Annotated in this window: 10 protein-coding genes; 6 read left to right on the forward strand and 4 right to left on the reverse strand. The window is 43.6% G+C overall.

Translation table 11 applies throughout. The annotated features are described in order from the left end of the window. Positions 1 to 259 precede the first annotated feature (259 nt). A complete protein-coding gene (locus PJF56_RS09745; RefSeq protein WP_283762475.1) occupies positions 260 to 745 on the reverse strand; it encodes a GNAT family N-acetyltransferase in 486 nt (161 codons plus the stop codon). Between the two features lie 41 nt (positions 746 to 786). Here PJF56_RS09745 and PJF56_RS09750 point away from each other — a divergent pair, with 41 nt between their 5' ends. After that, positions 787 to 1,815 (forward strand): AEC family transporter, encoded by a 1,029-nt coding sequence (locus PJF56_RS09750; protein WP_283762476.1) that lies wholly within the window; start codon positions 787 to 789, stop codon positions 1,813 to 1,815. Here PJF56_RS09750 and PJF56_RS09755 read toward each other — a convergent pair. Further along, positions 1,812 to 2,828 carry a Gfo/Idh/MocA family protein gene (locus PJF56_RS09755; RefSeq protein WP_283762477.1) on the reverse strand — a complete coding sequence of 339 codons (1,017 nt, stop codon included), beginning with the start codon at positions 2,826 to 2,828 and terminating at the stop codon, positions 1,812 to 1,814. The two genes, PJF56_RS09750 and PJF56_RS09755, sit on opposite strands and share 4 nt — an antisense overlap. Positions 2,829 to 3,015: 187 nt before the next feature. On the opposite strand from PJF56_RS09755, the gene PJF56_RS09760 reads away from it, so the two are divergent. The 5 genes from PJF56_RS09760 to PJF56_RS09780 all read left to right on the forward strand — a co-directional run bounded on the left by PJF56_RS09760 (position 3,016) and on the right by PJF56_RS09780 (position 11,576). After that, the gene (locus tag PJF56_RS09760; protein ID WP_283762478.1) at positions 3,016 to 5,064 is read left to right on the forward strand and encodes a hypothetical protein; all 2,049 of its coding nucleotides are present in this window, start codon (positions 3,016 to 3,018) and stop codon (positions 5,062 to 5,064) included. Positions 5,065 to 5,222: 158 nt separating this feature from the next. Next, entirely contained in the window at positions 5,223 to 6,593 is a 1,371-nt protein-coding gene (locus tag PJF56_RS09765) for an ABC transporter substrate-binding protein (RefSeq protein ID WP_283762479.1), read from the forward strand. Positions 6,594 to 6,644: 51 nt separating this feature from the next. Continuing rightward, a complete protein-coding gene (locus tag PJF56_RS09770) occupies positions 6,645 to 9,818 on the forward strand; it encodes an ATP-binding protein (protein WP_283762480.1) in 3,174 nt (1,057 codons plus the stop codon). Further along, positions 9,790 to 11,193: an adenylate/guanylate cyclase domain-containing protein gene (locus PJF56_RS09775; RefSeq protein WP_283762481.1), complete on the forward strand. Its 1,404-nt coding sequence runs from the start codon at positions 9,790 to 9,792 to the stop codon at positions 11,191 to 11,193. Before PJF56_RS09770 ends, PJF56_RS09775 begins: the two co-directional genes overlap by 29 nt. A gap of 2 nt (positions 11,194 to 11,195) precedes the next feature. Beyond that, positions 11,196 to 11,576: a response regulator transcription factor gene (locus PJF56_RS09780; RefSeq protein ID WP_283762482.1), complete on the forward strand. Its 381-nt coding sequence runs from the start codon at positions 11,196 to 11,198 to the stop codon at positions 11,574 to 11,576. Positions 11,577 to 11,580: 4 nt separating this feature from the next. Here PJF56_RS09780 and PJF56_RS09785 read toward each other — a convergent pair whose 3' ends face one another. Then, a complete protein-coding gene (locus tag PJF56_RS09785) occupies positions 11,581 to 12,180 on the reverse strand; it encodes a MiaE family protein (protein ID WP_430540881.1) in 600 nt (199 codons plus the stop codon). Between the two features lie 64 nt (positions 12,181 to 12,244). Then, positions 12,245 to 13,516 (reverse strand): aspartate aminotransferase family protein, encoded by a 1,272-nt coding sequence (locus tag PJF56_RS09790; protein WP_283762484.1) that lies wholly within the window; start codon positions 13,514 to 13,516, stop codon positions 12,245 to 12,247. Between the last annotated feature and the right edge of the window lie 107 nt (positions 13,517 to 13,623).

Below are 13,623 nucleotides of genomic sequence, written 5' to 3' on the forward strand. Positions count from 1 at the left end.
GCGCGGTAATGGGTAATGGGTAATAGGTAATGGGAAAACCATTTTTTACGCTATGCGTGCCCATTCTTCAGGCTTTTCATGGGACAACACTCTCAAGGAACATTTCGATTACTGTACCTCATAACATCGAAAAACGCTGTAATGGAGAGAATACTGTTAATGAGGGTAGAAGTGAGTCCGGCTGTAGTCATAAAGGTATGTTTAAGAGAGAATGTACAGCTTTTTATTTTGCCGGATGGGGGACTGGGAGAATGTTAAGTTAGGTCAAGAGGGTTTTGATATAGAGGCGATCGCAGCGCGGGGTTTGGACTCCGGTTGCTCTTGTATATCCCCGACGTTCATAGAGCCAAATGGCTTCTTGGAGAATGGAGGCGGTTTCGACCCAAATTTGTTGATAGCCTTGAGCTTGAATGCTGGATTCTAAGGTTTGCAGCAGGAAAGAGCCGAGTCCTTGTCCGCGCACGGAGGGTAAAAGATACATTTTGCGAATTTCTACGGCTTTCTCTCCTTTGGAGATGGGATGATAGGCTGCTGTGCCAACCAATTGGCGATCCGATTCTATCACCCAAAATTCTCCCCCGGTTTGCAGATAGGCGCTTTCTACTTCTAGAGCATCGCGATCGGTGTGTTGGGGTTCCCAAGTTAGGCCATATTCGGCTAAAACTGAGCTGATGAGGGTAGCAACGCCTTGGCGATCGCCTGGTTGCCAATCTCGAATTAAATAATTACGGTAAAGCTGTCTCACGGCTGTATAGATTGATATGTTCACCAAAATTTTAAGCGATCATGACTCCCTTAGTTGAAAACTTAATCAAGCTCTATGTTCCTTTAATTGGCTGGACACTATTAGGATGGGGGATTGGCAAATTTCTGATTGGTACTCTCTTACCCAAAAATATTAGCCCTTATCTAGGGAAAGGATTATTTCTGTTTGGTGTGCCCATTAGTATTGTGGCATTTCTGCGGAAAACGGATCTTTCAGGAGGGATTTGGATTGCACCGTTAACGGCTTGGATCGCGATCGCAGTAGGAGCAGCCTTTGCCTGGACTTGGATCGATCTGGGAGTCAGTGATGAGCGCTTGCGATCGATTGCACGGGGGTTAAATCCTGCCCTAGAAGGGCCTCAAAATGCGGCTGTAACCGAGAGTAACTGGAGTGAACCCACCCAAGGCAGTTTTATGCTGGCGATGATGTGTGGCAATACGGGTTACTTGGGATTTCCTTGTGTTTTAGGGTTGGTGGGAGAAGATTATTTTGCCTGGGCTTTATTTTACGATTTGCTGGGATCGGCGATCGCCGTTTATGTGGTTGGGGTTGCCCTTGCTTCCTATTTTGGCAACAGCGATCAGCAACAGGAATCTATTCTACAAAGAACCTTCAAAGCCACCCGCAATAATCCTGCATTTTGGAGCCTCTTATTTGGCTTAGGATTTCGCTATGTTCCCCTTCCGGATACCCTCGAAACCACGTTATATAATGCGGCTTGGACGGTTGTGCGGATTTCTTTGGTGTTAATTGGCATTAAGCTCAGTGAACTCAAAACCCTGGGTAAGCTCAAAAAAGCCTCTACTTGTTTACTCATTAAAATGCTCTTAGTTCCCCTAGTCGTGGGCACAGGATTAATGTTTTTTGGTATTGATGGGCCTCCGCGATTAGTGATGGTGCTACAGATGTCGATGCCTCCTTCGTTTGCTACTTTGGTGATTGCCCAAGCCTACCATCTAGACCAGGATTTGGCCGTTACCAGTTTAGCCCTTGGCTCTGTCGTTTTGTTATGTACCTTGCCCATTTGGGTGTGGTTGTTTGGCGCTTAGAGAGGCGGCTTCATTTGAATATTGTAGGGGAATTCGTAAGCCGAATATAATAAATTATGGACAGATTGGGCAAATTCTAAATTATCGGTTCCTTGTTGTAAATGGTTCCTAAAGTCCTCAAAAACCCTTTGATAATGGGTAACCATCCGGGGAGTTTCGGTGGCACAATCAGCAAGAATAGTGGATTTTCCTTGAGGATCGGTTAAAATGAGTCGTTGCAGATCGTGGTCTAAAAGTAGTTCATAGCCCGTTTTTGCCAACTGTAAGTGAGTCGTTTTACTCTTAATTCCTAAGCCCCAGTGGGTTTCAATCCATCCTCGACCGGCGCAGTGGCCGTCTGTTGTAGCAAATTTGAATCCGACTTGGCTATGAATATCTACATGGGGGTGAGTGAACTCTAGAGTAAAATGGGATTGGGTCAGGTCTAAAGCAGGAATCAGTTTATTGATTACGCTTAAGGCATTGACTCCAGAATCCATCCAACTCGAAATTAAACTATGGGCATGAGGCTTTAAGGCTCCGACCCAATAGGGGTCATAAAAATGGGCAAAAAATCCCGTTATGGGGCCGTAAGTTGTCTCTAATTCGGGTTGATGGTCTAGAAACCACAAGATTTCAGCGCCAAAAGCCGCATGAAAGGCGATCGCCAAGGGAACCTGAGCTTGGGATGCCTGATGGATTAAGGTTTCCCACTCCTCTCTAGAACGGGTGGCGGGTTTTTCTAAGAGGATGGGTTTACCCCAGGATAAGGCTTCTTGCGCTACGGTATAGTGACTGGGAGAACTCGTAGCAATGATAACAGCATCAGGGTGAAGTTGCTCGTACAATTCATGAAGAGTTGTAAAAGCAGGACAATAGGGATAATGATGATTCCAGGTATCGACTTTCTGGCGATCGCGATCGCTCACTCCAACTACCGTCAAGCCTTCTACCTTAGCTAAGGCCGGCCAATAATACTGGGTGACGTTACCCAATCCGATAATCGCTAACCGAAAGATAGAAACTTGAGCCATAAAAATTGAGGACTAAAGATTATGTTGTTTAAGATAGCACTAAGGATACAAAATGTCCGGAATTATTCTGAAATCAACCGTATAATTAAGCTATAATAGGCAACAAGAAACTGCATGATAGGATGGGACTCTATTTAACGCTTTCTCATTAGCCAATCCTCCCTATTTTTCCGTATAGAAACAAACTATGCTTTCCGAACCCTCGAAGCGATCGCCTACAGATATTTTAACCTCTAATCCAGCAGAGTCTTCTGATTGTCTCTCCTTGGTGGTTCTCTTCCATCTCAATCTTGCCTTCTCATCGATTGAGATAGAGCAGCGTCCCCTAGTGGTGGAACGGTGCTATTGGCCAGTTCTCAGATTAGCATCTGAATTGAATCTACCTGTAGCCATTGAAGTGACAGGTTACACTCTAGAAGTGGTGGCTGAACTCGATCCTAGATGGGTAGATCGATTAAGGGGTTTAATTCATGAAGGCAAGTGTGAATTAATTGGCAGTGGATATGCCCAAATTATTGGCCCCATCGTTCCAGATAAAGTGAATACTGCCAATCTCTATTGGGGTCATCAAGTATATCAGAAGCTCTTAGGAATTCGGCCCACAATTGCCTTAGTCAACGAACAAGCTTATTCTGCAAGTTTGGTTTCTCACTACTTAAGGGCAGGATATCAAGCGATCGTTATGGAATGGAATAATCCCTATCGATATCATAGGGAATGGAAACCAGAATGGCGTTATTATCCTCAATATGCCTGTAGTCAAATGGGAGAAAGAATTCCCGTGATTTGGAATAATTCGATCGCGTTTCAAAAATTCCAGCAATATATTCATGGAGACTTGGAAGGGTATGAATATGTGGATGAATATTTGCTTAGTCATCTAGAAGCCAAAGACCGAGTATTGATGTTATATGGAAATGATGCCGAAGTGTTTAATTTCCGTCCCGGTCGGTACGCCACTGAAGCGAGCATTAAAGTTGATGAATGGCAAAAAATCTATGATTTAGTCAACAAATTACAAGCAGATGGTCGATTTGAGTTTATTCCTGTCAGCAACGTATTAGAGCGATTATCATCCTCCCTAGGCGGTCATGATTTATCCTTGGAGTCTTCAGAAGATCCAATTCCCGTCAAGAAACAAAGAAAGTATAATATTACCCGGTGGGCAGTCACGGGGACGGATTTAGAGATTAATAGCCAATGTTGGTCAATTTACAATTATCTCAAAGGTCGAGTCAGTTATACCGATCCAGTTTGGCAGGAGTTATGTTACCTATGGAGTAGCGATTTTCGCACTCATATTACAGCTAAACGCTTGATAGATTATGAACAGAGGTTAAAAACTCTGGCGGATGAGTTAGGAGTCGTGTTTGTGACTCCTCAGTTAAAGTCTGGAAATTGGAATCGTTCTCTACCTCCTCAGCTAAAGGTAGAGCGCCGAAATCGGTGGTTAACGTTGGAGACAGAGAAGATTAAACTACGCCTGAATTGCGATCGCGGATTATGCATCGATCGATTATGGTTTAAGGGGGTTTCGTCGCACTGGTTATGTGGCACATTACACCATGGCTATTATGATGATATTGATTGGGTAGATGAGCATTTTTGTGGACATTTAATCTTTCAGTCTCCTGGAAGTCGGTGTATTGATGATTTAAAACCAGTCGATCCAATAATACAATTTGATGCAGATGAGCAAAAAATCTGGGTGACAGGTCGGATAACAACTGAATTAGGAACGATTCAAAAACAAGTGGGTATCGGGCTAACGTCTGAGCAAGTCGATTTAGGGTATGAGTTGGACTTTCCGAAGGATATCATGGGTTATTTACGCTGTGGATATGTTATGCTAAATCCCCAGGCCTTTGAATTAGACAGTTTATTTTTTGCGACTCATAATGGTGGAAACCAGCTAGAAACGTTTCGGTTAGACGATAAGTCTTTCGATCACCATCGGACAGTTTCTTCAATGGTTTCTTCCATGTGTGGGTTAGGGGTAACGGAGGGAACAGTGATTTTAGGCGATCGTTATCACCAGATCCAGGTGACTCTTGATAAAGCCGAAGCCGCTTTATTGGGTATGGTAACTGCTCAACGGATTGGCAACAGCTATTTTTTCCGTCTGGCTTTTTCGGCTAGGGAAGTAGATGAGACAGCAAAAAAAGATTTATTTTACATCATTGATCCTGATAACAATCCTTCAGTTTATCGCTTATCGATTACCGCTCAATGTTGATCATACATATTCGGATTTCACCAGTATAAAGAATAGCTAAAATTGGAGAGAAAATAGAGATCTGTATACAGACAGACCATCAGCCGTTTTGAAGCGAGCATGATACGCTATGATGGCATCGATCTTGCCTATGCATGAGTAGTGTTGGATATTAAATTATGAAACGGCGGCAGTTTACAAATTTATCTCTATTTTTACTGGGCCTGACTTTGGCAAACTGCGGTCAAAGGCCAGAGTCTCAGACGACAACCAGTAGCGGCGGGGAGAGTGTTCGGATTTGGTGGAGTCAAGGCTTTTATCCAGAGGAAACGGAAGCTATCCGTCAGTTAGTGCAGCAATGGGAGACCGATAGTGGGTTACCTGTGGAACTGACCCTTTATAGTGAAGGGGATATTCTGCAAGAGGCGGAACGGGCGATCGCTGCTGGCAATCCTCCCGATGTTCTGTATAGTCATGATGCTGATTTAACCTTTATTCCTAAACTGGCTTGGAATAATCAGTTGGCGGATGTTTCCGATGTGATTGAAGCCGCCCAATCTTTCTATACTCCCACCGTTCTGAATGCGGTTAAATACTTAAACGAAACGACGGGAGAACGGAGTTATTATTCTGCACCCATCACTCAAACCACTAATCATATCCATTATTGGCAACCGTTGCTCTCTTCTATTCGTGCAGGAGAAGAAGCGATTCCTAAAGATTGGGATGCATTTTGGGAGTTTTGGGAATCAGCCCAAGCTCCCATCAAGAATCAAGGGCAAAGTAATTTTTATAGTATGGGGTTACCCATGTCTGCTTCAGCCTCGGATACCTTCTTTGTGTTCGAGCAATTTTTGGCGGCTTTTGATGTGGAAATTGTCAATCAAGCGGGGGACTTGCAAGTAGACAGCGCCCAAGTCCGTGAGGGAATCATACAAGCACTAGAGGCTTATACCCGGTTTTATAAACAACAATATGTTCCTCCAGAAGCGATTAACTGGGGAAATGCGGATAATAATGTGACTTTTCTGAGTCGTTCCACATTGATGACCATTAATCCGACCCTCTCTATCCCTGGCTCGCAACGACAAGATAAAATCACCTATGAGGAACAACTGTTGACGACTCTTTGGCCCAATAAACCAAATGGCGATCCGATGGATTCAGTGGTTTCGATTAAACAAGTAGTGATTTTTGAATCTTCAAAATATAAGGATGAAGCGAAGCAGTTCTTATCCTATTTGATTGAACCAGACAATCTCAAACTCTATATTCAAGGGTCTCAAGGGCGCTTTTTCCCAGTGATGCCTCAACTGTTGGAAGATCCGTTTTGGCAAGATTCTACCGATCCGCACATTTCAACAGCTTCTCAACAATTTTATCGGACTCGTCCATTTGCACAAGCTTTGAATCCGGCTTATAGTGAGGTGCAAAGCCGAAATGTTTGGGGGAAAGTGATTGCTGAGATGGTGAGTGAGGATTTGTCACCTCAAGATGCCACTAATCGGGCGATCGCAGCGATTAAAACCATTTTTCAGGATTGGCAGTAACTTTCCTGGTACATAGGTACATTAATCCTACTTTTCTTTGAGGCAAGTGTTATGCTCAAGTTTCTCCGAAAAAGTCTCCTGTCTCAGTTGGTGACCTCTTTCTCTCTCTTGTCTTTAGTGACGGTTAGTGTGGTGGCGATCGCTGCCTATATTAGGGCAAGAGATTCCTTGAGAGACTCAGTATATAATCGCTTGCAAGTGGCTACGTCCCTTAAAGAATATCAACTGGATGATTGGGTGCAAACCCAGTATCAAGATGTGCTATTACTGGCTAAATCTCCCACCCTTCTCAACCAAGGGCAATATTTACTCCGTTCAAGCTCTGAAGCTCCCATCCTCATCACCGATTCAGATCCCAAGGATGTCGTTATTGCCCAAGAGCAGTTAAAAAAGTTGGGGTATTATCAAGGGGCGATCGACGGTATTTATGGCAGTGGCACAGAAGCAGCGATCGCCGAGTTTCAGAACGATCAAAACCTAGATCCGGATACCCCCTTAACCTTAAAAGCTCTCAACACCTTAATTGCCTATGAAAGTATTGCTGAAGAATTGGCAAAATTTGCTGAGGTTAAACCCAGTTTACAAGAAATTTCTTTGTTAACTACAGGAGGAATTGTCGCCTTATCGACCAATAAAACCAAAGAGAAAACCTATCAACCATTAGGGACAACCACAACCTATTTTACAGAAGATCAATCCACCAGAGTCGTTCCCACCTTTTATACCTCTCCCATTACCCGACAATCAGCCATTACCTTTGCCACCCCTATCCTCGATCGCTCCGGTCAACGTCTGGGAGTCTTAGCTGTCGATCTCGATCTCCAAGGGATTGATGATATTATTCGCGAAAAAACCGGCTTAGGTGAAACCGGTGCAACCTATCTGATTGGCCGCTTAGGAAATCGCAATGTGTTTATTTCTCAGCAAAGTCTTGAAGCAGAAGAAGAGAGTAGCAACTCGGAAAATCCAGAGCAATTAACAGAAGTCAATAGCTTTGGGATTGAGCAAGCAACTGAAGGCATTGATGGGTTAGGCCTTTATAGAAATTATAAAGGAACTCCAGTAATTGGAGCTTATGTTTGGATGGAAAATCAAAATTTAGCCTTGTTAGCAGAAATGAACCAAGCAGAAGCCTTTGCTCCCGCCCAAAGACTGTTGAAGGAAATTTTGCAAATCGGGTTAAGTGCGGCTTTATTTTTATTGATTATTATATATCTTATTTCCCGTCGCATCACTCAACCGATTTTGGGCATTACAGAAACAGCTCTTCAGGTCAGTGATGGCAATCTAAAATCTCAAGCGCCCGTGCTGACCGAAGATGAGATCGGGACTTTAGCACAAGCGTTTAACCAGATGATTAATCAACTGCAAGAATCCAAAAATGATTTAGAAAATCAGGTGGAATCTGCCACTCAATCTTTACAAGAAACCTTGGCAAACTTAACTTCAATTATTGATAATATTGCTGACGGTCTATTGGTGACGAATACAGAAGGAATAATAACGCAAACAAACCAAGCCCTATTTAAGTTGTTTGACTTAGAAACGGGAAGTTTGGTCAACAGAAAGAGTGAAGATATTTTTGGCGGTGTTTTTTCTGAATTGGGAATCAAGGTTAAACAAAATACCGACAGCATTTTTCAGTCAGAGATTGACTTATCAGAAAATCGGATTGGCAAAATTGTGGCCACAGGAGTTTCCAAAACCGATCCCCAGTTAGGCCAACAATTTTTGGGGTGTGTTTTCTTGGTGAGAGATATTACCGCAGATAAGGAAGTCGATCGGATGAAAACTGAGTTTATTTCGACGGTTTCTCATGAATTGAGAACGCCTTTGACTTCGGTCTTAGGGTTTGCCAAACTGATTAGGAAAAAACTAGAAGAGGTGCTATTACCTAGAGTAGATATCACAGATCAGAAAGTCCAACGGGCAGTCAATCAAGTAAGTACGAACTTAGATATTATTGTTTCTGAAGGCGTGCGGTTAACGGCCTTAATTAATGATGTGTTAGATCTGGCCAAAATGGAAGCTGGTAAAGTCGATTGGAAAGATCAACCGGTGGCGATCGAGAAACTGATAGAACGAGCTACGGTAGCAACGACTTCCTTGTTTAATCAGAATCAAGTTCAATTAGTGGTTGAAGTAGAAGATAATATACCGATCATTCGCGGAGATGAAGACAAATTAATGCAAGTTGTGATTAATTTGATTTCTAATGCTGTTAAGTTTACGGAGCAAGGAAGGGTCACCTGTAAGGCACGAAAACAAGGTGAAACGGTGGTGGTGCAAGTGATAGATACAGGGATTGGGATGTCCGCAGAAGATTTACCTAAAGTGTTCGAGAAGTTTAAGCAAGTGGGGGATACCCTGATTAATAAACCGAAAGGAACCGGATTAGGATTACCGATTTGTAAGGAAATTATTGAGCATCATGGCGGCCATATTTGGGTCGAAAGTGACATAGGTGTGGGGAGTACCTTTGCCTTTTGGTTGCCCATATCAGAAAGTCCTGGGGATATGGGATGGAATCAGTTAGTGCAAAAATTAACTGATTCTCCTGTTGATAACCAGGGGAATGGAGAGCAAAGACAACGGGTGATTTTGGTGGTTGATGATGATGCGAATATTCGAGAGTTCCTGACTCAACATTTGGATATGGAAGGGTATGATGTACGACAAGCGGCGAATGGACAGGAGGCGATCGCCCAAATTAAGCAGCAAAAACCCGATTTAGTGGTTTTAGATGTGATGATGCCAGAGTTGAATGGATTGGATGTGACTGCGATTCTCAAACACGATCCAGAAACCATGCATATTCCCATTCTGATGATTTCGGCTGACGATCGCTCCGAAAGAGGTTATCGTATTGGTGTGGATCAATATCTGACTAAACCTATAAGCTCGGAACAATTTTTACAGAGGGTGCAGACGCTACTGGATCAAAAATACTCATCTAAACGAGTGTTAGTCTTCGATCAACAATCTTCAAATGCACAAACCCTAGCGCAAATCCTCCAATCTCAAGGATATCAAATGAAAACTATGAATACGGAGGATGCGCTATTTGCAGCGAATCCTGATTTGGTTATTACTGATGTGAATATATCTAATACTTCTAGATTAGTAAAAACTTTAAGGTTTCAAAAAGGTAACGATCAAGTCATTGTTTTGTTATTAGAGAATCCCCCTATGCAGAATGAAAATAAAACTGAAGTCATTAATTAATAAGTCAACTCTTAAAAATATAATTCAAGAGTGGCTCGATCTGTTTCCCGGAAATGTAGGAATTTTCGATAAAAACAGAAATTTGTTAATGGGTCGTACTGCTCCTTTCTTCCCTCAAGAATATACGATAAAAGTTGAAGGAGAAGTGATTGGATGGGTGCGTGGAGATGAAGGGAGTTCTGCTGTATCTAGTTTATTAAATTATCTGGTTAATCAGAGTCTTTCTCAAAAAGCGCTGGTCAATGAAACTTTAGAGCGATACAAAGAAATTAATCTCTTATATCGTATTTCTGAGGAGATGAGTGCTTGCTTGGATATGGGAGTGATTGCCGAATTGGTACTCAAAGAAGCACGAGATATTATTGACTCTACCCAGGGTGAAGTCTTATTAGTCGATCCTGAACATCAGCGATTTACAACTCTCGCTCAATTCGGTGATTCTCCTTCACGAGATTTAGCAATTGATGATGGGATCGTCGGTTATGTGTTATCAACGGGGGTGGCTGAAGTCATTAATGATGTGGAAAATGATCCTCGATTAAGTGACACTGAACGCTTCAATCGAGCTTTGATTTGTGCCCCTCTCAAAAGTCGCCATGAGGCTTTTGGGGTGATTTGGATAGGGCATTCTCAACTCACGAGTTATCGAGCAGCAGATTTAAAACTCTTGACAGCACTAGCTTCTCAAACTGCTAATGCGATGGAAAATGCTCGCTTTCATAATTATCAGTTGCAACAGGAGCGAATTAAAAGTAATTTAGAGCGGTATATGTCTCCCCAGTTGGTTAAAGCGATTATTGATAATAAGGAAGAAAGCTTGCTAAAAACTGGGAAAAAAGATCTGGTGATTTTGTTTTCAGATATCCGCAATTTTACGACCCATTGCGAAATGCTGGAGCCGGAAAAAATTGTAGAATATTTAAATATTTATTTCACCCATATGGTCGATGTTATCTTTAGTTATGGGGGAACGGTAAATAAGTTTGTGGGGGATATGATTGTCTGTATGTTTGGCGCACCTGCTCCTTTAGAAGAGAGTGAAAAGAAAGCGATTGAAACGGCGATCGCTATGCAAGAATGTTTACAATCTATACCTGTTCCTTGGATTCGGGACAACTTTAAAACCGGTATCGGAATTAGTTCAGGGGAGGTTGTTGTCGGCAATATTGGCGCTCGCCAGCATGTCGATTATACTGCAATTGGTGATAAAGTAAATACAGGATCGCGATTGCAGGCGATCGCCAAAGGAGGGCAGATTTTAGTCGATCGCACCATTTACGATCGTACAATCGACCAGTTTGATTTTAAGGAGGTAGGATTAGTGAATGTCAAAGGAAAAATGCACACGATCGAAGTCTTTGAGGTTTTATATTAATTATGGACAAAAAAGTTTTAATTGTAGATGATGAACACCATATCAGAATCCTTCTTGAACAAACCCTAGAAGAGTTGGAGGATGAGGGAGTAGAGTTGTTATCCGCAGGAGATGGAGAAACGGCTTTGACTTTGATTGAAGCAGAACAACCGGATTTGGTTTTTTTGGATGTGATGATGCCTAAGATGAACGGTTTTGATGTCTGTTATCAAGTAAAAAAGCAACTGGACTTAAAGAGTGTCTACATTATCATGTTAACGGCAAAAGGTCAAGAGTTTGATAAGAAAAAAGGCGAAGAAGTGGGGGCAAATTTATATATGACGAAACCGTTCGATCCTGATGAGCTGTTAGAAAAAGCCATGGAAATTTTAGGCATAGAATAATCAACTAGCTATGAATTCTTGGCTCTGAATGCAAGTTCGAGAGTAAATCGCTCTCAACTTGCGCCAGAGCGTCTAGGCGCTCTTGGACGATCGCCGGATCGAAATAGGTGGTGGCTAAGATCCAGTAGACTCCATAATGGCGAGCTTCAGAAGCCATTAAAGAGCGATAAAATTGCCCCAATTCTGGATGGGGGAGATGGTTGGCGAGCAGTCCCAGACGCTCGTGGGAACGGGCTTCAATGAGGGCAGAAATCAACAAAGAATCGAGCATTCGTTCGGGTTCAGAGGGTCGAATTTGGGCTTTTAATCCGGCAGCATAGGGAGCAGCAGACAGGGGAGCCAGGGGAATATTGAGGCGCTCTAACCATTGATTGACTTGTTCAAAGTGTTCGAGTTCTTCGCGGGCGATCGCCGTTAGTTTCCTCACCAACACCTGACTGGAGGGATAGCGGAACATGAGGTTGAGAGCGACTCCGGCTGCTTTGCGCTCGCAGTGGGAATGATCGAGGAGGATCGTATTCAGGTTGGCGATCGCCTGTTCTACCCAAGCTTCAGATGTGGGTTGTTGCAGAAATTTAATTTTTGGTAGTTCTTCCATAAGCACTGATAGGATTTTTTTTTAAACTTGCTATCATCAGGGGCGAAGAGTCCTTCGCCCCTACGGGTGATTAGGCTTCGGAAAGGCTGGCGATCGCCTTTTCCACCTCCGCCACTGCCCGATCCACTTCCTCCGCAGACACAATTAACGGAGGCACAAACCGCACCACCTTGGGCCCTGCGGGAACCAATAACACCCCTTGCGCCATGGCGGTTTTGACAATTTCAATGGAAGTTAACGGAGTCTCTGGTTGCAGTTCCATACCATTAATTAAGCCCCATCCGCGCACCTCAGAAATCAGTTGGGGATATTTAGCGGCGATCGCCCGCAAGCCTTTCCGCAATTGCTCGCCCCGCTCTTGTACATTTTGAAGCAACCGATCCTGCTCCACCGTTTGACACACCGTCAGCGCTGCGGCACAAGCAAAGGGGTTACCGCCAAACGTGCTGGCATGATTTCCCGGTTCAAACACATCGCAGAACTGCTTACAGAGCAACGCACCAATGGGAATACCCCCCGCTAACCCCTTAGCTGAAGTAAAGATATCCGGTTCAATACCCAAATTCTCGTAGCCCCAAAGTTTGCCCGTGCGTCCCATTCCCACTTGCACCTCATCCAGAATCAGTAAAATTCCGGTCTGATCGCACAACTGACGCAAGCGTAGGAAATACTCCAATTCTCCCGGACGCACGCCGCCTTCACCCTGTAAGGGTTCGAGTAAAATAGCCGCTACGCGCCGTTCTGAGCTATCCAGGGAGGCGATCGCCTCTTTGACGGCTTCAAAATCGTTATAGGGCACATAGGCAAAGCCCGGAACCAGGGGACTAAACCCTTGTTGATATTTAGCTTGGCCAGTTGCGGTAATGGTGGCTAAAGTTCGACCATGGAAACTGGCTTTTGCCGTCAGGATTACCGGGTCTTCAATATTCAATACCGTATGGGCATATTTGCGGGCCAATTTAATCGCCCCTTCATTAGCTTCTGCACCCGAATTACAGAAAAAAGCGCGATCGGCACAGGAATGCTCGACTAACCATTTCGCTAACGCCCCCTGTTCTTCGATATAGTACAGATTCGATACATGATGGAGCTTGCTAATCTGCTGAGTTACTGTTTCCACCAAAGCAGGATGGCCATGACCCAAGGTACAGGTGGCAATACCGGCCACAAAATCCAAATATTCGCGACCTTGAGTATCCCAAACCAGGCAACCTTTTCCTTGTTTGAGGGCGATCGGAAACCGCCCATAAGTAGACATCACATACTGGTTAAACTCCGATGGATCGTAAGCACTCTCTGTAACCTGGGGTGCATCAGTCGGGGTTAAAGTTTCTGGACTCACAGTTGTTTCCTCTAGCTCAAAAAGACACAGGATTATCAAGGGATTTTTAGTAACATCAGTACCCTAAAGTTAATCCCAAATACTCCATGTTAGCCTTGAAATTCAGT

This window comes from Roseofilum halophilum BLCC-M91 (assembly GCF_030068445.1).
GTDB classification, from domain to species: Bacteria; Cyanobacteriota; Cyanobacteriia; order Cyanobacteriales; family Desertifilaceae; genus Roseofilum; species Roseofilum halophilum.